The sequence below is a fragment of the Proteus vulgaris genome (genome assembly GCF_033708015.1).
Classification (GTDB): domain Bacteria; phylum Pseudomonadota; class Gammaproteobacteria; order Enterobacterales; family Enterobacteriaceae; genus Proteus.
Genome location: NZ_CP137920.1, coordinates 2,953,098 through 2,973,572 on the forward strand (window position 1 = coordinate 2,953,098; position 20,475 = coordinate 2,973,572).

The window sequence follows — 20,475 nt, forward strand, 5'->3', positions numbered from 1 at the left end:
TAGCCTTAAATTTTTCCTGCCATCAGAGCTTCAATTTCATCAGGATCTTTAACGACAGATGCCGTTAAATTCTCATTACCTGTTTCCGTGATAACAATGTCATCTTCAATACGAATACCAATACCACGATACTCTTGTGGTACATCTGCATCTGGCGCAATGTAAAGTCCAGGTTCAATGGTCAATACCATGCCCGGCTCTAAAATACGATCGCGCTCCACGCCATAATGTCCAACATCATGAACATCAAGGCCTAACCAATGACTTAAGCTATGCATAAAGAAACGCTGATAGGCTTTTGTCTCAATAAGATGCTCAATTTCACCGTGCATAATGCCCAGTTTAACCAGCCCTTCGACCATGATATACACGACATGCTCAGTCACTTCTTTGATACTTGTACCTGGTTTGTACAATTCCAAAGAAACATTGATGGATTTTAAGACAATGTCATAAATTTCGCGTTGTTGACGGCTAAATTTACCATTAACAGGAAAAGTACGAGTGATATCACCTGCATAACCTTCATATTCACAACCAGCATCAATAAGAACTAAATCTCCATCACGCATTTTAGCTTCATTTTCGGTGTAGTGCAGAATACAACCATTTTCACCGCTACCGACAATACTGTTATAAGAAGGGAAACGTGCACCATGAGAGACAAACTCATGTTCAATCTCACCTTGAAGTTGGTACTCATACATACCTGGCTGACATTTTTGCATCGCTCGCGTATGTGCTAATGCGGTAATTTTTCCAGCTTTGCGCAGTAATTCAAGTTCAAAATCAGATTTAAATAGGCGTTGTTCATGAACAATTGGACGCCAATCAATAAGAGTTTGAGGTGCTTTTAAGTTACGACGAGAACCTTTTCTTAAGGTTTCTAACGCACCAAAGACTATCTCATCAGCAAACGCATATTCACCTTGAGCATGATAAACAACATCTAACCCGTTTAGTAATTGGTAAAGTTGTTCATTCGCATCTTCATAAGGTAACGCCTTATCAACCCCCAATTTTTCAGGCGCAGCTTCTTGTCCAAGACGGCGACCAAACCAAATTTCAGCCGTTAAATCTCTAACACGATTAAAAAGCACACTATGATTATGTGTTTCATCACTTTTAATCAGCACAAGAATAGCTTCAGGCTCGCTGAAACCGGTTAGATAAAGGAAATCACTATGTTGGCGATAAGGATACTCACTATCGGCATTACGTTGCGCTGGTGGTGCGGCAAAAAAGATAGCTGCACTCGCAGGCTTCATTTGAGCTAATAATGCCTGACGACGGGATAAAAATTCTTGCTTATTCATACCCACTCCTGTCTTTCATTTATCTTTATGGTTATCTAATTAATGATGAAATTAATGTAGTACACGTTGCTCATTTTGTTTGTCATTTCCTTTGTCTTTTGGTGCGACAAAAGTGATATAACAAAGCTGAACAGAGACTTTTACATATTCACTAACTTCTTCAAGCGCATCTTCAAGTTCTTCTTGGTTTTCGTCTTCTTCGTAACCTAGTGCACCAATATTACGCAAATCAGTAATCACTTCAGTCAATTCTTTATGATCAGACAACTTAGGTTGAGCAACACCCAGGCCTAAAAGAAAATGATTAACCCAACCCGCAAGGGCATCAGCTCTTGAAAAAACAGATTCAGATTCGTCAGGTACTAACATAGAGAAGTTGAACACACTGTCATCAAGCTGTTCATGAGTGATGTGATAAAGTTCTTCGAGTGGCTCTGATAGTGTTTTAGGAAAAGCTAAACCTTCATTGGTCAGATCGTGTAATAAGGTTTTCCAACTGCTATCACGCACGGCACCGCAAATAAATCCTGTAATCAAACCATGCATTTCAGCCGCGGTTAAAGGTACTGTATGTTGCTGTAATAATGCATCAATAGTTTGGTAATTCGGTAATGTGTTCTGTTTTGACATAAGAATAAACGTCGCATTTAGGGGAATAGTTCAAGATATGCTACCATCAATAGAAGTCGCTGTACCAGTTAAGCCACGTTAATCATTGGAATTTTTGCAGTAATAGCGTTTAATACAGCGTTATAACCGTATACACTACTAAACACGTAGCACAGATTTTATGTCAGGAAGGAATCATGTCCGCACAACCCGTTGATCTTCAAATTTTTGGGCGCTCATTACGTGTCAATTGCCCACCAGAACAAAGAGATGCTTTACTGGCTTCTGCTGCTGAACTGGAACAACGATTACAAGATCTCAAAGAACGCAGTGGCGTTTCCAACACAGAGCACTTAATTTTTATCGTGGCATTAAATATGAGTCATGAGTTGGCAGAAGAAAAGTTAAAAACCAGAGACTACGCCTACAACATGGAAGAGAAGATAAAAATGCTACAACAATCCATTGAACAGGCTTTACACGATCAAGGCAAGCACCATGATCGCACTTTTTCAACATCGAAGTAGATTTGTTCAGAAAGCACGCGTATGCCACGAAATTCACAGATAATAGGTTGCTTTCTACAATTAAAATAATACAATAGTTCATAGATAAGGTGCTTAACGCACCCACCCAATTTCTCTGAGATGTTTGCCAGCGGGCCAGTCCCCTGAGCCGATATTCGAAACACATAGAACGTGGTGATCTGTTGCTTGTGAGCATACCCGATTCGTTCAGGCAGCCTAATGGTAGCAACACTATGTTCACCTTGGACCATGGGTTCAAGGGTTACAGCTTGCGGCGGCATCTTGGAGACCCCCTACTAAGGTTCTAAACACTAAGTATTTTATAGCGACTTAATGTTTAGAACTTTTTTTATGCTTCTATTCTCATATTTTGTTAACTTCTTCGCTTTTTTACCTCTAAAGTGTGATAAATTGATTCAAATGATGGTTGTCGCTTAATGCCAACTCCTTATTGATGGATTGATGAATGTCACACACTTCACTTTTTCAGCAAAGAGATGAAATCCGCAAAGCTATTCGCCAAAAACGACGTTTACTTACATTAAATGAGCAACAACAGGCTGCTAATAAACTGTGTGAACACGTTCTTTCTCACCCCAAAATCAAGCAGGCGCAGACTATTGCACTGTTTCTTTCTTTTGATGGGGAAATTGATACATCACCGTTGATCTCCCAACTATGGGCATTAAATAAACAGGTTTGCTTACCTGTATTGCATCCCTTTCATCGCCATCACCTCCTGTTTTTACGCTACACGCCTTCGACTATGTTGGTAAAAAATCGTTTTAATATTTCTGAACCGCCTTTAAATGTGAACAGGGTTATTCCTATCTCCCATATTGATGTTATTTTTACACCGTTAGTGGCATTTGATGCACAAGGTCAACGATTAGGGATGGGAGGCGGTTTTTACGATAGGACATTAGAAAACTGGCAACAAAAATCATTTTACCCAATGGGACTTGCTCATACTTGCCAACAAGTTGGATCTCTCCCTACGGCTAATTGGGATGTTCCATTACCTGAAATTATCACCCCTGAAAAAATATGGCATTTTTAAATCATTCTATTTTTTACTATCAATGATCATCTGCGTTTTTTTATATTCTTTATAAAAAAATTTTTTTTAAATATCTTTTATATTCTCTTACTAAAAGGTATTGATTCTAATGAATAGTAAAAAAGATATTCATTTAATTAAGTCTATTCACATTATTATTGGTCTAATTAAAAATAAAAAAATAAAAATAGACTATAATCATACAGTAAATTCATTAGAAAAAGACCACCAATTTAAATTAAAGAAAATAAAAAAAACTATTTTATTAAAAAAACAAATAAATCATAAATTAATTCTACTAGATAATAATGATAATGTATTTATCCTACTAAAAAATGACAACAATAACCTTCTTCTTTATAACACTCAAACAGAGAAAACAGAGAAAATTAGCAAAGATGATTTATTTGAACCTAAAAATATCTACCACCTTGATTTTAAAGCAAATAATGAATTTAACATTGCTTGGTTTTTACCTGTATTTAAAAAATATAAAACTCTTTTTTATGGTGTCTTTTTTTATTCATTGATTTTGCAGTTATTATTATTAGCATTCCCTTTAGTTACACAAATTATTATGGATAAAGTCATTATTCATCAGGCATTATTAACGCTTGATATTTTAGTTGTTGCTCTTGTTTTTATTGCTATTTATGAAGGGGTATTAAAAGGTATTAGAGAATATATCTATCACCACACGGCAAATAAAATTGACATTACCTTAAGTTTAAAGCTTACTGAACACTTATTTAAATTACCGATTAGCTATTTTAAATCTCGGCAAACGGGTGCCATTGTCAATCGTGTAAAAGAGCTAGATATTATTAGAGAATTTATTACTAATACATTGTTAATGTTAATTGCCGACTTCTCTTTTATCTTTATCTTTCTCTTTGCAATGGCAATGTTTTCTCTCAAATTAACTCTTCTCTTTATTATCACCATCCCTTGTTATCTTTTTTTAGCCAAATTCCTTGCACCTAAAATAGAATTTGCTGTTCAACAACTGTATCAAGAAGCAGCAATTAATAGTGGATTCCTCACAGAAAGTTTAGGGGGAATTGAAACAATTAAAAGCCTTTCCCTTGAACCTCGATTTACACATCAGTGGTATACACAAACACATCAACTCACGACTAAAAGCTTCGCACTTCAAAGAATTGATAATTTTTCACGCATTATTGTGTTATTTATTAACAAAACAACAATAGCATTTTTGCTATGGCAGGGTGCCTATGAAGTCATGTCACTGTCAATGACAATAGGTCAACTTATTGCATTTATAATGCTTCTGAGATTCTGTTTACAACCCTTTGCGACGGCAATCGATGTCTGGGGTAAATATATCAGAACTAAAACTGCGATCTATAACTTACAAGATATTCTTAATCTTCCCAAAGAACAGGATCTAGCAACACTGCAATCGAGCATCAAGGGTGAAATTATCTTTAACAACGTCAGTTTTTATTATCAAAGCAATACGCCTGCTATTTTAAATAATATTTCATTACATATTAAAAAACGTGAAGTTATTGGTATTGTTGGTACTTCAGGATCGGGTAAAAGCACTTTAGCACGAATGCTTTCAGGTCTTTATATTCCACAATCAGGCTGTCTAAAAATTGATGGTATCCCACTTACGCAATTTCATTTAACTCACCTACGCCAACAAATCGGTTTCGTGTTACAAGAAAATTTTTTATTCCACTTAAGTGTCTTTGATAATATTCGATTAACTCATCAACAAGCTACTTTAGAAGACGTTATTCATGTTGCCAAAATAGTCGGAGCACATGAGTTTATTCTAAAACTCCCCTTGGGGTACGATACTCTTATTACAGAAGGTGGATCCTCATTATCAGGAGGTCAACGCCAACGTATTGCGATGGCTAGAGCCTTATTACCATCACCTAAGATTTTAATTTTCGATGAAGCCACCAGCGCTTTAGATGAAGATTCTCAAACCATCATTCAAAACAATCTCCCCCTTATTACTAAAGATAAAACCGTTATTATCATTGCTCATCGACTTTCAACTATTAGAAATTGCTCTCGTATTATTGTGTTAAATAAAGGGCAACTTGTTGAAGAAGGAAAACATGAAGAGTTAATTGAAAACAGTCGTTACTACAAAAAACTTTGGCAACTTCAGCAAGGATGCTAAGCATGAAACTAAATATTCTCTCTATTTTTCTTACTTTTTTTCAGCGTAAACATAAAGTAAGTCATTACGATTTTTACCCTAACCATATTGCTCTTATTGAAAAACCTATTACACCTTATAGTCGTTATATTGCGATACTTATTTCATTACATGTTATAGCCTGCCTTCTATGGACTTATTTTGGTAAATTGAATATACAAGCCTCTGCAACAGGTAAGCTTATCGCTATCGAACATTCTCAACATGTTCAAATACATGAACATAGTCGATTAGCAACACTTCATGTAAAAGAAGGACAAAAAGTGAATCAAGGCGATATATTATTAACACTTGATATATTGGGTATTGATGAAGAAATAATAGGAATAAGAAAAAAAATAGATAATATTTTACAACTAAAAATACGTTATCAAGCATTAAGCCAAAAAATATCTCCTCAAAAACTTTACCATTTTAATACATTAAATGAGAAAGCAAAAATAAACATCTTAGCTAGTTACCAAAAAGAAAAGGACGAGTTTGATAGTAATATAAAAGCAATAGAGATAGACGCTGAAGTAAATAATAAAAATAAATTAATGATCTACAATGATTTATTGTCATTAAAAAAATTAAAAGAAAATATTGAACAACGATTCATATTGAAAGAAACACTATATATAAAAAAATTTATTAGTAAAATTGAGTATCTCGAAAATCAAAAAGAATTACTAGAAATAAAACGACTTATAAAAATAAAAAACTCAGAATATAACCTATTAAAAAGCCAAGAAAGACAACAAAATCAAAATCTAAATCGATTAGAGAAACAAAAACAGTTAGAGTGGCATGACAAATATAAACAATATGAAAGTGAACTACATATTTATAATCAAACCCTTAGTCATATTCAAAAAAAACAACAATTAAAAAAAGTACGTTCCCCAATAACAGGTACGGTACAACAAATTTCAACTCATACACTAGGCAGTGTATTACAGCCATCACAAGCAGTGATGATGATAGTCCCTGCTCATCAAGATAATATTGCAGAAGTTAATTTACTTAATAAAGATATTGGTTTTGTTCATCGAGGACAAAAGGCAATGATAAAAATAGACGCTTTCCCTTATACACGTTATGGCACTATTGAAGGAGAAGTCATCAATATTGCCAGAGATGCCGTACAACATGAACAACTAGGCTTAGTTTATCCAGCAATCATTAAATTAAACAAACAGACAATTAATAATAATCAAAGAGAATATCCATTGACTTCAGGTATGTCTTTAACGGCTGAAATAATCACGGAACAACGTCGTGTCATTGATTACATTTTAAGCCCAATAGAAGCTTATCGTCATAACGCACTGACCGAGAAATAAGCATAAGGTAACTTATATTATGGAAAACAGAGTTAATATGGAAGAAAACCAATATCATCACTCTATTATTGATGGATTACTTTATTTTTCTAAAAAAAACAGAGGAAATATAAAAAAAGAACAAATCATTCATTTTCTTGGTTGTGATAATCATTTTAATAAGTGGCATATTTTTGAAACAGCTCAATTACTAAACTTAAAATGTCGATTTGACACTTTTGATTATGATAATAAAAACAGTTCGATGATTAACACAATGATTGAAATAAATAATTATTGGTATATTTTAAAAAATACAAAAAATGAGAAACTCACTATTTTTGATCCTAAAAATAGCATTGAAAAAGAGTTTATTATTGATAAAAAAAAGAACCTCAATATATTATTACTTATTGCTAAAAAGCCATCATCACTATCAACAAAATTTAATTTTCGCTGGTTTATCCCATCCTTATTAAAACAAAAAAATACATTATTATTTATCTTTATTTTAGCTTGCTGTTGTCAAATTTTTGCATTAGTTACTCCTTTAATTTTTGAGATCATGATTGACAAAGTACTAACAGGCAGAAATCTATCTAATCTACATCTTTTTGGTTATCTATTAATAATGATGGCGATTACAGAACCGTTCTATATTTATTTACGTGATAAGCTATATATTTTTATTTCTTGTCAATTAAGCGCTGAATTTTCAGGAAAAGCATTTCAACATCTTATCCGTTTGCCTAGCCATTTTTTTTATCAACGCCAGTCAGGACAAATCATTACCCGTATTCAAGAGCTTTCACATATTCGGCAATTTATGACTAACTCAGCATTTATGCGAATACTAGATCTGATTTTTATTGTTGTATTTATTTTTGTCATGTTTACATATTCACCACTGTTAACGTGGATAACCTTAGGTGCATTAACACTCTATTTTATCCTCTGGCTTATTTGTGGTCCTTTTATTCGCTATTGGGTTGAGCAGGAATATCAAGCCAACGCGGATAGTACCAGTCTACTAACAGAAGCAATAAACGGTATTGAAACGATAAAAATAACTGCAACAGAAAATGATTTTATAGAAAAATGGCAATTCAAACTTACAGACCATATTAACAAACGCTTTTCTGGTGCTAAAAAAGCGTTATTTGCACAACAGTGCATTTCTATCATTCATAAAATCGCAACAGCTATTATTTTATGGCAAGGTGTTAATTTAATTATCAAAGCACAAATGACTGTGGGTGAACTTATTGCTTTTAACCTCTTTGCAGCTCATATCACACACCCTATTTTACGCTTAGCACAATGCTGGCAAGATTTTCAGCAAGCAACTATTTCTCTACGTCGTGTTGGTGATATTTTAAATACACCAACCGAACATCAATCTCATGGAATAGCAACCGTTCCTAAAATGACAGGAAGTATTGTTTTTTCAAATGTCTATTTCCGTTATACCCATAACACACCTGATGTTATTGAGGCACTCTCTTTGTCTATTCCAGCAGGGAAATTTATTGGTATTACAGGTCGCTCAGGATCAGGGAAAAGCACGCTTACACGTTTGATCCAACGTTTTTATATCCCTCAGCAAGGACAAATTTATATTGATGGGATGGATATCGCTATCGCAGATCCACTCTCTTTACGCAAAAGTATAAGTCTTGTTTTACAAGAAAATTTTTTATTTAGTGGTTCAATTCTTGAAAATATTCGTTTATCAAAACCGAACGCAAGCGAAAGAGAAATAATAGAAGCTTCCCAACTTGCTGGAGCTTTGGACTTTATTGAGCAACTTCCTTTAGGCTTTAATACTCAAGTTGGAGAAAGAGGCCACAATTTATCTGGAGGGCAACGTCAACGTATTGCACTGGCGAGAGCCTTATTAACAGATCCTCGTATCCTTATTTTAGATGAAGCTACATCAGCATTAGATTACGGATCAGAAGCACAAATTTTAGCGAACTTGCCTATGATTTGTAGAAACAGAACCATCATTAGTATTGCACATCGCCTCAATACATTAGCGCATTCAGATTATATCTATGTAATAGATAAAGGACGAGTACTAGAAGAAGGTACACATATTCATTTAATAGAAAATAGAGCACTTTATTACCAATTATGGCAGCAACAAACTCAATAATTAAAGATTAAAAATACAGAAAGGCTCGATATTTCGAGCCTTCAATATATTACGGATAACTTATCAATAATTAGTAAAGCATACGGGCACGGATAGTTCCCGGTAATGCTTTGATTTTTTGTAACACTAATTCAGCTTGAGCTTTTGTTTGTGTTGTAATATCGATGACAACATAACCTACGTTACCGGATGTACGTAAATACTGTGCAGCGACGTTGATGTTTTCTTCAGTAAAGACCTTATTGATACTATTCATCATACCCGGGCGGTTTTCATGAATATGCAGTAAACGGTTTACATCATCACCATGGCTTGGTAATGATACCTCAGGAAAGTTAACAGCAGATAATGTAGAACCGTTATCTGAATATTTCGCTAATTTACCCGCCACTTCATAACCAATGTTTTCTTGTGCTTCTTGGGTAGAGCCACCGATATGCGGTGTTAATATCACATTGTCAAATTTAATCAGTTCAGATACAAACGGATCGTTAGGATCGTTATTTGCACCCGGCTCTGATGGGAATACATCAATCGCAGCACCAGATAAATGTTTTGAGTCTAATGCTTGTGATAAGGCAGGAATATCAACCACAGTACCACGAGAAGCATTGATAAGAATGGAGCCTGGTTTCATGCGCTGAATTTCTTCATGCCCTATCATATTCTTGGTTGATGGTGTTTCTGGCACATGTAAGCTGACAATGTCACACATATTCAATAGTTCAGACAGATGGCGAATTTGTGTTGCATTACCTAATGGTAGTTTATTTTCAATATCATAAAAATAGACATCTAAACCAACACTTTCTGCCAAAATACCTAACTGGGTACCAATGTGACCATAACCAATAATACCCAATTTTTTACCACGGGCTTCAAAACAGCCTTTGGCTTGTTTATCCCAAATCCCACGATGCGCTTTCGCACTTGCTTCTGGAATACGGCGCAGTAATAGCAGTAATTCACCGAGCACCATTTCAGCCACGGAACGAGTGTTTGAGAAAGGTGCGTTAAAAACGGGAATACCGCGGCGAGCAGCGGCCTCTAAATCAACCTGATTAGTACCAATACAGAAGCATCCCACAGCAACTAATTTTTCAGCCGCCGCAAAAATGTCTTCTGTTAAGTGAGTGCGGGAACGAAGACCAACAAAACGTGCATCACGGATAGCTTCTTTTAATTCTTCATCCGATAATGCGCCTTTGTGATATTCAATATTGGTATAACCCGCAGCTCTTAAATTTTCTACTGCACTTTGATGCACTCCTTCAAGGAGTAGAAACTTTATCTTTTCTTTTTCCAAAGATACTTTGACCATTTACCCTGCCCTATCGTTATTACATTTAATGAAAAACAAAATCCTGTCTCATCAACATAACAAAAATAGATTTTGTGGCAATACAACCGATTGCAATGATGACAGAATAAGCGGTAAATAAAGTGATTTTCTACCGAGTAAAATGATTTTGACTTTGAAAATGGCAGGATTTTAGAGAGACATATAACTATCGTGTGATATATATCACTGAATTTGCAGTTTCTAAAATAATTTTAAAAATAGGTAGCCATCGCTACCTATCTTAAAAAGAACTACTTAAGGGTTTTCACACCTTCAGAGGTACCCATTAAAACAATATTTGCGCCACGGTTAGCAAATAATCCTACGGTTACAACACCCGGAATACTGTTAATTTTGTTTTCCAGTTCAATAGGATTAAGGATCGTTAAATTATGAACGTCTAAAATAACATTACCGTTATCTGTTACTACGTTTTCACGGTATTCAGGTAAGCCACCTAACTTAACGAGTTCACGCGCAACATAAGAGCGCGCCATTGGGATCACTTCTACGGGGAGTGGAAATTTACCTAATACATCAACTTGTTTAGATTCATCAACGATACAGATAAATGTTTTTGCTACGCCTGCAATGATTTTTTCACGCGTCAATGCAGCACCACCACCTTTGATCATCTGCATTTGATGGTTAATTTCATCAGCACCATCAACATAGATATCTAGAGAATCGACTTCATTACAGTCAAAAACGGGAATACCGTAACTTTTTAGTTTTGCCGTTGATGCTTCTGAACTTGAAACTGTGCCTTCAATTTGACCTTTCATTGTTGCTAAAGCATCAATAAAGTGAGAAGCCGTGGAACCTGTACCGACACCCACAATCATGCCTGGTTTTACATATTCAAGCGCGGCCCAACCTACTGCTTTTTTCAATTCATCCTGAGTCATTTAAATAACCTTATTTATCACGTTAATGGCTTAAGAATAGCATATTGCATTCAAAACTAGCACGAGACACATCAAAAACTGAGAAGCAACATTTTAACTCATTGCAACAAAAAATATGGCATAGTAAGCAATAGAATATAAAATCGAAGAGAGTCTGTTAATGAAACGCCCTGATTATCGAGCATTACAAGCCCTTGATGCCGTCATTCGAGAACGTGGTTTTGAAAGAGCCGCGCAAAAATTGTGTATTACACAATCTGCCGTTTCTCAGCGTATCAAACAGTTAGAAAATTTATTTGGACAACCGTTATTAGTGAGAACGGTTCCCCCTCAACCTACTGAGCAAGGACAAAAATTATTAGCACTATTGCATCAAGTAGAATTACTTGAAGAACAATGGTTAGGTGATGAAAACAGCGGTTCTACACCGCTTTTACTCTCTTTAGCGGTAAATGCTGATAGTTTGGCAACGTGGTTATTACCTGCTTTGCATCCAGTTTTAACACAACTGCCAATTCGACTTAATATTCAAGTTGAAGATGAAACACGAACACAAGAACGATTAAGACGAGGCGAAGTTGTTGGTGCTATCAGTATTCAACCACAAGCACTACCAAGTTGTCTTGTCGATCAATTAGGCGCTCTCGATTATCTATTCGTTGCTTCTCCTGACTTTGCTCAACGCTACTTTGCAAACGGTGTAACAAAATCTTCGTTATTAAAAGCGCCAGCCGTCGCCTTTGACCATCTTGATGATATGCATCAGGCATTTTTACAACAAAATTTCGGTTTATCGCCCGGTAGTGTGCCGTGCCATATCGTGAACTCCTCTGAAGCCTTTGTGCAATTAGCTAAACAAGGTTCAACCTGTTGTATGATCCCACATCTACAAATTGCTAATGAACTAAAAAGTGGAGAGTTGGTTGATTTAACGCCGGGGCTTTGCCAGAGACGTATGCTCTATTGGCACCGCTTTGCACCAGAAAGTAGAACCATGAGAAAAGTAACAGACGCACTCATTGATTTTGGTCGCAAAGTTTTAAAACAAGATGAAGAATGACACGACTATTTTCATTTTTAACACAAAAAAATAGGCTTCGCTAAGAAGCCTATTTTGTTTTTATTGCGTCATGATTATTTCGTGCGTTTTAATTCAAACACCACATCAACATAATCTTTAAATTCGATACTTTGTTGCTCATAAGTTTCTTGCACTGCCGCTGGTGCTTGGGCTTTTAATGACATTGCATCCATACGCACTTGTGCAATTGGATAAGGTGTTGCCTCTGGTGCACGATAGCTGACACTGTATACCGCACCTAAATCAGCACCAAACCCTTTTGCTACTGACGTTGCTTGATCAATGGCATTTTTAATCGCAACTTCACGTGCTTTTGTTTTGTATTGCTCAGGATTATTTACGCCAAATTCAACGTTATTAATTTCATTTAAACCAGCTGCTAATGCGCCATCAAGCAACGTATTAAGCTGTTCTAACTTCTTAATTTTGACATTCACCGTACGTGTTGCGGTATAGCCATTAATCACTGAGCGCTCTGCTTTTTTATCATACTCATAGTTTGGTTGAGTACGGATATTAGCAGCATCAATATCTTCCTTCACAACACCATTTTCTTTTAAGAAGGCAAAATATTTTGCAACACGCTCATCGACTTGCTTCTTCGCCTGAGCTGCATCTTTTGCTCTTTCGTTAACCTGAATATTTAATGTTGCCATATCAGGAGCGGCTTTAATTGTCGCATTACCCGATGTTGTAATATGTGGCCCTTCTGGCTCAGACGCCGCTAATACAAAAGAAGGTAATCCCAGTGTAAACACGGATGCTAATACAATCGCTTTTAATTTCACAAAAACCCCCTGACATAATAAAATTTAAGACCATCTTTTTATGGCTAAAAAGAACCTTAGCATATCTGATGTAAAGTTCTTTAAGATTAAAAGAGAGTTTTCCAACCTTGCGCTGCCAATTGAACAGCAATAAACCACATTACACATCCGACAAATAGATTAATAATACGTTGTGAGCGTACTTTGCTTAATATTGGAGAAAACCAAGCTGCCAGTAGTGATAATGCAAAAAACCAGCTTATAGACGCAAATATCGCACCACATGTAAACCAAGGACGCAGTTCTGACGTCAATTGCCCGCCAATGCTGCCTATCACAACAAAAGTATCTAAATAAACATGAGGATTAAGCCAAGTTACGGCAACTAATGTCACAATCACACGCCAACGGCTTTTTACCTGATTTTTACTTTGTGATAATTCAATATCTTTTGAAAGCGCAGTTTTAAATGCATTCCAGCCATACCATAATAAGAACGCCACACCTCCCCAAGTGATCAGTAATAAAAGTATTTCTGATTGGCTAAGTAGCGCACTTCCACCAAAGACACCGGCGGTGATCAAAATAACATCACTCAAAGCACATAATAATGCACTCATTAAATGAAACTGTTTTTTACTTCCTTGTTGTAAAACAAAGGCATTCTGAGCACCAATTGGCAAAATCATTGCTGCGCTTAATAGAAACCCCTGAAAAAAAGTCGTGAACATGCAAAATATCCCAATAATTATTCGTTTAATAATGGATGAATAATAGAGAGGTTTTGATATTAGAGGAAATGAATCATTCTTATTGATAATAAGAAAAACTAATGGTAATAAAATAGGAAAAATAAAGTTTCAGCAGAATGAGTAAGATGAAATAGCCATATTCATTAATAACATGAAAATAAAATTAAACCCGATTGTGATATGAGGTGTAACCACAATTAAGGCGATAATAAATAAGATAATACGTGTTCGTTTTTTCTCTGCTTTATGGGAATACCATAATAATAATAGTGCTAAAGCAAACACAATATAACTATCAAAATAATGAAAAACAAAAAAGAAACTCCTTAAGATTATCTCCATTAATAGTATCTAGCCCCTGTTATCATCAGTGTAACCTTATTATTTTTTCTTTGTTGTTATCATACAAAAAAGCCACGTTATTAACGTGGCTCTAGATCATCTATTATTGTGAGACTATTCTACTTTCGCTGTCGCACTTTGTGTTTGATGCATATAAACATCCATTTGTGGGAATGGAATACCAATATTATTCGCATCTAATGTGCGTTTAAAATCTTCCATCAGATCCCAATAAACAGGCCATGCATCACCATTAGTTGTCCAAACACGAACTACAAAGTTTAATGAAGACGGTGCCATTTCATGTAAACGGATAGTGACGCCTTTATCATGTTGAATACGTTTATCTTTAGCAACAACATCACCTAGGACTTGTTTCACTTTATCAATATCAGCATCATAAGCCACACCAACAATAATTTGTGTACGGCGATTAGGCTCGCGGCTTAAGTTGATTACTTCACTACTGATAATTTTACTATTTGGAATAACAATTATTCTGTCATCTGCTGAACGTAATGTGGTAGAAAAAATCTGCACATCTTTCACGGTACCTTCGACAGAACCAATCATCACATATTCATCTGTACGTATTGGACGGAAAATAACAATCAGTACACCAGCAGCAAAATTAGACAGTGAACCTTGTAATGCTAAACCGACAGCTAAACCAGCGGCACCCAATACAGCGATAACAGATGCTGTTTGAACCCCTAATCGCCCTAATACTGCAATTAAGGTAAAAGCAACAACGGTATAACGAACTAAAACAGACAAAAATGTCACGACGGTAGCATCAATGTGGCGCAGCGTTAAAACTCTTGCGACACCTTTACCAATCATTTTTGACACAAAAAGACCAACGAACAGTATCAAGAATGCAGCAATAATATTCACAGCATACTGAATAAAGAGATCCTGATTTGCCACAAACCAACCTGTTGCTTCATCTAAACTAGCCGGTAATTCATTCATTAGACCACCTTTTAAACTTAAAAACGTAATGAAAAGAATAGTAATTCAATAGTGTATTGTGGCAGATTTATTCAAAAAATATATAGGATTTGTTAATTTCTTCTATTTTCCAGAATAAATAACCGATATTTTTGCAGCATAGTAGCAAAATCATCTAAACCACAAAAAGAGATACTTTCATTATCGTAATAGCTCATGCCCTCTTCCATTTCATCCGTTTCAAAATGCAAGGTATTGGCTCTTACCATCACTTCTTCGTCATCAATAGAAAGACTGTATTCTTTACCGATAAGTTCCCACTGTTTTTCACTGCCTTTAATTCTTTCCATTTCTTCAAGAATTTGATCTATCAGGCTGATATCGCCTTGAATTTCATCATTCAACCAATAGCCTATTGCTTCATGATCCATCGAAAAACGGGCTAATATACCGCCAGTGAGATCTCGCTGAAATTCATAATCCATGGTGTACGCCCCTTATAAAGCTCTCGCTTTTTTAATAAAAAAATATCTTATTCTTATTATGACAAAAATAACAAAAAACGGGAGGCGTTTGCCTCCCGTTTGTTCATATAAAATACTTTAAAGCAATAAATTAACCGTTATACCGTTGTTTGGAAAATAACTTGGTCTGCTTTGTCTGTATATTGCTCTAGTTGGTCAAAATTTAGATAGCGATAAGTATCTTCAGCTGTTTCATCCACTTTATTCATGAAATCCAGATACTCTTGTGGCTCTGGTAAACGACCTAATAATGAAGCCACAGCCGCAAGCTCCGCGGAAGCCAGATACACATTTGCACCTGTACCTAAGCGGTTAGGGAAGTTACGTGTCGAAGTTGAAACAACGGTTGCACCATCAGCAACTCGCGCTTGGTTACCCATACAGAGTGAACAACCTGGTACTTCAATACGTGCTCCACTCTTACCAAAAACGCTATAATAGCCTTCTTCCGTTAATTGTGCTGCATCCATTTTTGTTGGTGGAGCAACCCATAAACGTGTTGGTAATTGACCTTTGTGTTGATCAAGCAGTTTACCCGCCGCACGGAAGTGACCAATGTTCGTCATACAAGAACCAATGAAGACTTCATCAATTTTGCTGTTTGCCACTTCTGATAATAGGCGAGCATCATCTGGATCGTTAGGTGCACACAGAATTGGCTCTTTGATCTCATTTAAATCAATTTCGATCACTGCCGCATATTCTGCATCTGCATCGGCTTCAAGTAATTGCGGATCTTTCAACCAGTTTTCCATTGAAGTGATACGGCGCTCGATAGTACGGCGGTCGCCATAACCTTCAGCAATCATCCATTTCAGTAAAATGATATTAGATTGCAGGTACTCAATAATAGGCGCTTTATCCAGTTTAATGGTACAACCTGCCGCTGAACGTTCTGCTGATGCATCAGCAAGTTCAAATGCTTGTTCTACTTTCAGTTCTGGTAAACCTTCAATCTCAAGAATACGACCAGAGAAAATGTTCTTCTTACCTTTTTTCTCAACGGTCAGTAAACCGTCTTGGATCGCGTAATAAGGGATAGCATGAACTAAGTCACGCAGTGTCACACCTGGCTGCATTTCGCCTTTAAAACGTACCAGAACAGATTCTGGCATATCTAATGGCATAACCCCAGTAGCGGCTGCAAAAGCCACTAACCCAGAGCCTGCTGGGAATGAGATCCCAATAGGGAAACGCGTATGCGAGTCACCACCTGTACCAACAGTATCAGGCAATAACATACGGTTTAACCATGAGTGGATAATACCGTCGCCTGGACGCAGTGAAACACCACCACGGTTCATAATGAAATCAGGTAATGTGTGATGTGTTGTAACATCTACCGGTTTTGGATATGCCGCGGTATGACAGAATGATTGCATCACTAAATCAGCAGAGAAACCAAGGCATGCCAAGTCTTTTAACTCATCACGAGTCATTGGGCCTGTTGTATCTTGTGAACCTACTGAAGTCATTTTGGGTTCACAGTATTCGCCTGGGCGAATACCAGGACGACCACAAGCACGGCCTACCATTTTCTGAGCGAGTGAGAAACCACGGTTGCTTTCTTCAACAGGTTTCGCATGACGGAACAATGTGCTAACCGGTAAACCTAATGATTCGCGCGCTTTTGATGTTAATCCACGACCAATGATCAATGGAATACGCCCTCCCGCCCGAACTTCATCAATTAATACTTCGGTTTTCAGTTCAAAGGTTTCCAGTAATTCATTCGTTTCATGGTTGCGAATTTCACCTTTGTATGGGTAGATATCAATGACATCCCCCATATTTAATTTAGAAACATCGACCTCGATAGGGAGTGCGCCCGCATCTTCCATAGTATTAAAGAAGATAGGTGCGATTTTACCGCCAAGAACAACGCCACCACCACGTTTATTAGGAACAAACGGAATGTCCTCACCCATAAACCAAAGTACAGAGTTAGTTGCTGATTTACGTGATGAGCCAGTCCCTACAACATCACCAACATAAGCCAGTGGGAAGCCTTTCTTATTTAATGCTTCGATTTGTTTAATTGGTCCTACGCTACCCGGCTGGTCAGGTTCAATACCTTCGCGTGCATTTTTCAACATTGCTAAGGCATGTAATGGGATATCAGGGCGGGACCAAGCATCAGGTGCTGGAGATAAGTCATCGGTATTGGTTTCACCAGTGACTTTAAATACGGTAACTGTAATTTTTTCTGCTAATGCAGGGCGCTCAGTAAACCACTGTGCATCAGCCCAAGATTGCATAATTTGCTTAGCATAAACATTGCCTGCTTTCGCTTTTTCCTCAACATCATAGAAGTTATCAAACATCAGTAATGTGTGAGAAAGCGCTTTGGCTGCAATTGGGGCTAACTTATCATTTTCCAGAGATTCGATTAAAGCATGGATATTATAGCCACCTTGCATAGTGCCTAATAATTCAACCGCTTTTTCTGGTGTGATAAGTGGTGATGTGGTTTCGCCTTTCGCGAGGGCAGTTAAAAAACCCGCCTTAACATAGGCAGCTTCATCAACTCCAGGTGGAACGCGGTTAACAATTAAATCAAGAAGAAATTCTTCTTCACCTTTAGGGGGATTTTTTAATAGCTCAACAAGTGCGGCTGTTTGTGTGGCATCGAGAGGTTTTGGAACGACACCTTCAGCTGCACGCTCTGCTACGTGCTTACGGTATTCTTCTAGCACGACTGTCTCCTCGCTTCTTTGTCATTTTGTATAACCCGGCTGTCTGCACCCTGTCTGTTGAAGGATGCCAGGTCAGAGGATCTTTTGCTCGCATAAAACATAAGAGGTTGTAAAATTATGCCCAGCTAAGGGCTATCAGCATAGCAAATCTTCAACACGATGTTAATTCGTTCACATAAAAGTAACATTAATCAGATTCAAATATCCACTTATTCAGATTAAAACACTTAAACAAAATATATAACAGGGACTTTTAACCAAGATTTTGGTTAATAACCACACTTTTTATAGTTTTTTTTATCCTCAAATTAGCACTAAAGCGAAATTCACGGTTAAATAAACAACAAAGAAAGACTAATCGCTAATACTCCCCCATCACTACGCAATACTTGTCTCAACAAAAAAGCATAAAAAAAGAGCCAAGTTCTATAAAGAACTTAGCCCTTATCATTTAAACTACTTTATTAAACTGTTTTCAGTAAATCAGTAAACAAGTCGCTTATTTTTTCTTTTTCGCTTTTGGATTTGGCAGGTCAGTGATACTACCTTCAAATACTTCCGCAGCCATACCGATTGATTCGTATAACGTTGGGTGAGCGTGGATAGTTAATGCGATATCTTCAGCATCACAACCCATTTCGATTGCCAGACCGATTTCACCTAACAGTTCACCACCGTTAGAACCCACAATTGCACCACCGATAACACGGTTAGTTTCTTTGTCGAAAATCAGTTTAGTCATACCATCAGCACAATCTGATGCGATTGCACGGCCTGATGCCGCCCAAGGGAAAGAAGCCACTTCATAGCTAACACCTTTCTCTTTCGCTTCTTTTTCCGTCATACCAACCCATGCAACTTCTGGTTCAGTATAAGCGATTGATGGAATAACTTTAGGATCAAAGTAATGTTTCTTACCAGAGATAACTTCTGCTGCAACGTGGCCTTCATGAACACCTTTGTGAGCCAGCATTGGTTGACCAACGATGTCACCGATAGCAAAGATGTGAGGTACGTTAGTACGCATTTGTTTATCAACATGGATAAAGCCACGATCATCAACTTCGATACCTGCTTTACCTGCGTCTAACAGTTTACCGTTAGGTACACGACCGATAGCAACTAAAACGGCATCGTAACGCTGTGGTTCTGCTGGGGCTTTTTTGCCTTCCATTGTTACGTAGATGCCATCTTCTTTTGCTTCAACAGCAGTCACTTTAGTTTCTAGCATCAGGTTAAATTTCTTGCTGATACGTTTGGTAAATACTTTAACCACGTCTTTATCAGCAGCAGGAATAACCTGATCAAACATTTCAACTACGTCAATCTGAGAACCTAGAGCGTGATAAACCGTTCCCATTTCCAGACCGATGATACCGCCACCCATAACCAGTAAACGCTCTGGTACGGTTTTCAGTTGCAGTGCATCTGTTGAGTCCCATACACGTGGGTCTTCATGTGGAATGAATGGTAATTCGATTGGACGTGAGCCGGCAGCAACGATTGCATTGTCAAACGTGATGGTCGTTGTACCTTCGGCACCTTCAACAGACAATGTATGAGAACCCGTGAATCGTGCTTCGCCATTAACGACAGTCACTTTACGGCCTTTAGCCATGCCCGCTAAGCCACCCGTTAACTGAGAGATAACTTTATCTTTCCAGATGCGAATTTTGTCGATATCTGTTTTTGGTGCGTCAAATACAACACCGTGTTCAGATAATGCTTTCGCTTCTTCGATAACTTTAGCAACGTGGAGTAACGCTTTAGAAGGGATACAACCCACGTTCAGACAAACACCACCTAACGTAGAGTGACGTTCAACTAAAACTGTTTCTAAACCTAAGTCAGCGCAACGGAACGCTGCGGAATAACCCGCAGGGCCTGCACCGAGAACCACTACCTGTGCTTTAATTTCAGTACTCATCGTGA

16 protein-coding genes and 1 other RNA gene are annotated in these 20,475 nt (G+C 37.1%); 7 read left to right on the forward strand and 10 right to left on the reverse strand.

All coding sequences use genetic code 11. From position 1 onward, the window contains the following. Window positions 1-5 precede the first annotated feature (5 nt). Both pepP and SB028_RS14225 read right to left on the reverse strand, forming a co-directional pair. Window positions 6-1,316: a Xaa-Pro aminopeptidase gene (gene pepP / locus SB028_RS14220; RefSeq protein ID WP_069367732.1), complete on the reverse strand. Its 1,311-nt coding sequence runs from the start codon at window positions 1,314-1,316 to the stop codon at window positions 6-8. Between the two features lie 51 nt (window positions 1,317-1,367). After that, a complete protein-coding gene (locus tag SB028_RS14225) occupies window positions 1,368-1,946 on the reverse strand; it encodes a YecA family protein (RefSeq protein WP_069367731.1) in 579 nt (192 codons plus the stop codon). Window positions 1,947-2,122: 176 nt separating this feature from the next. Here SB028_RS14225 and zapA point away from each other — a divergent pair, with 176 nt between their 5' ends. The 6 genes from zapA (at window position 2,123) to SB028_RS14255 (ending at window position 9,177) form a co-directional block, all read left to right on the forward strand. Next, a complete protein-coding gene (zapA, locus tag SB028_RS14230) occupies window positions 2,123-2,452 on the forward strand; it encodes a cell division protein ZapA (protein WP_069367730.1) in 330 nt (109 codons plus the stop codon). Between the two features lie 109 nt (window positions 2,453-2,561). Next, a non-coding RNA gene (gene ssrS, locus SB028_RS14235) (6S RNA) lies at window positions 2,562-2,745 on the forward strand. Window positions 2,746-2,918: 173 nt separating this feature from the next. Then, window positions 2,919-3,512 (forward strand): 5-formyltetrahydrofolate cyclo-ligase, encoded by a 594-nt coding sequence (locus tag SB028_RS14240; RefSeq protein WP_069367729.1) that lies wholly within the window; start codon window positions 2,919-2,921, stop codon window positions 3,510-3,512. A gap of 109 nt (window positions 3,513-3,621) precedes the next feature. Then, a complete protein-coding gene (locus tag SB028_RS14245; RefSeq protein WP_318859621.1) occupies window positions 3,622-5,676 on the forward strand; it encodes a peptidase domain-containing ABC transporter in 2,055 nt (684 codons plus the stop codon). Between the two features lie 2 nt (window positions 5,677-5,678). Then, entirely contained in the window at window positions 5,679-7,040 is a 1,362-nt protein-coding gene (locus SB028_RS14250) for an HlyD family type I secretion periplasmic adaptor subunit (protein WP_069367728.1), read from the forward strand. A 19-nt stretch (window positions 7,041-7,059) separates the two neighbouring features. Beyond that, window positions 7,060-9,177, forward strand: a complete 2,118-nt coding sequence (locus SB028_RS14255) for a type I secretion system permease/ATPase (RefSeq protein ID WP_069367727.1) — start codon at window positions 7,060-7,062, stop codon at window positions 9,175-9,177. A gap of 70 nt (window positions 9,178-9,247) precedes the next feature. Here the strand turns inward: SB028_RS14255 and serA are convergent, their stop codons facing one another. Further along, window positions 9,248-10,498 carry a phosphoglycerate dehydrogenase gene (serA, locus tag SB028_RS14260; protein WP_069367726.1) on the reverse strand — a complete coding sequence of 417 codons (1,251 nt, stop codon included), beginning with the start codon at window positions 10,496-10,498 and terminating at the stop codon, window positions 9,248-9,250. Window positions 10,499-10,770: 272 nt separating this feature from the next. Further along, the gene (gene rpiA, locus SB028_RS14265; protein WP_069367725.1) at window positions 10,771-11,427 is read right to left on the reverse strand and encodes a ribose-5-phosphate isomerase RpiA; all 657 of its coding nucleotides are present in this window, start codon (window positions 11,425-11,427) and stop codon (window positions 10,771-10,773) included. Between the two features lie 160 nt (window positions 11,428-11,587). On the opposite strand from rpiA, the gene SB028_RS14270 reads away from it, so the two are divergent. After that, window positions 11,588-12,487, forward strand: a complete 900-nt coding sequence (locus SB028_RS14270; protein ID WP_069367724.1) for a LysR family transcriptional regulator ArgP — start codon at window positions 11,588-11,590, stop codon at window positions 12,485-12,487. Window positions 12,488-12,561: 74 nt separating this feature from the next. Here SB028_RS14270 and SB028_RS14275 read toward each other — a convergent pair whose 3' ends face one another. From SB028_RS14275 to lpdA, 6 genes are all read right to left on the reverse strand, one after another. Then, window positions 12,562-13,296, reverse strand: coding sequence for an oxidative stress defense protein (locus tag SB028_RS14275; protein WP_069367723.1), 735 nt, complete (start codon window positions 13,294-13,296; stop codon window positions 12,562-12,564). Window positions 13,297-13,382: 86 nt separating this feature from the next. Then, the gene (gene argO, locus SB028_RS14280) at window positions 13,383-14,006 is read right to left on the reverse strand and encodes an arginine exporter ArgO (RefSeq protein ID WP_069367722.1); all 624 of its coding nucleotides are present in this window, start codon (window positions 14,004-14,006) and stop codon (window positions 13,383-13,385) included. A gap of 477 nt (window positions 14,007-14,483) precedes the next feature. Next, window positions 14,484-15,344, reverse strand: a complete 861-nt coding sequence (gene mscS / locus SB028_RS14285) for a small-conductance mechanosensitive channel MscS (RefSeq protein WP_069367720.1) — start codon at window positions 15,342-15,344, stop codon at window positions 14,484-14,486. Between the two features lie 92 nt (window positions 15,345-15,436). Continuing rightward, window positions 15,437-15,808 carry a YacL family protein gene (locus SB028_RS14290; protein ID WP_069367719.1) on the reverse strand — a complete coding sequence of 124 codons (372 nt, stop codon included), beginning with the start codon at window positions 15,806-15,808 and terminating at the stop codon, window positions 15,437-15,439. A gap of 137 nt (window positions 15,809-15,945) precedes the next feature. Then, on the reverse strand, window positions 15,946-18,543 hold the full coding sequence (gene acnB / locus SB028_RS14295) for a bifunctional aconitate hydratase 2/2-methylisocitrate dehydratase (protein ID WP_069367718.1): 2,598 nt from the start codon (window positions 18,541-18,543) through the stop codon (window positions 15,946-15,948). A gap of 499 nt (window positions 18,544-19,042) precedes the next feature. Further along, on the reverse strand, window positions 19,043-20,470 hold the full coding sequence (lpdA, locus tag SB028_RS14300; protein WP_069367717.1) for a dihydrolipoyl dehydrogenase: 1,428 nt from the start codon (window positions 20,468-20,470) through the stop codon (window positions 19,043-19,045). Window positions 20,471-20,475: the final 5 nt, after the last annotated feature.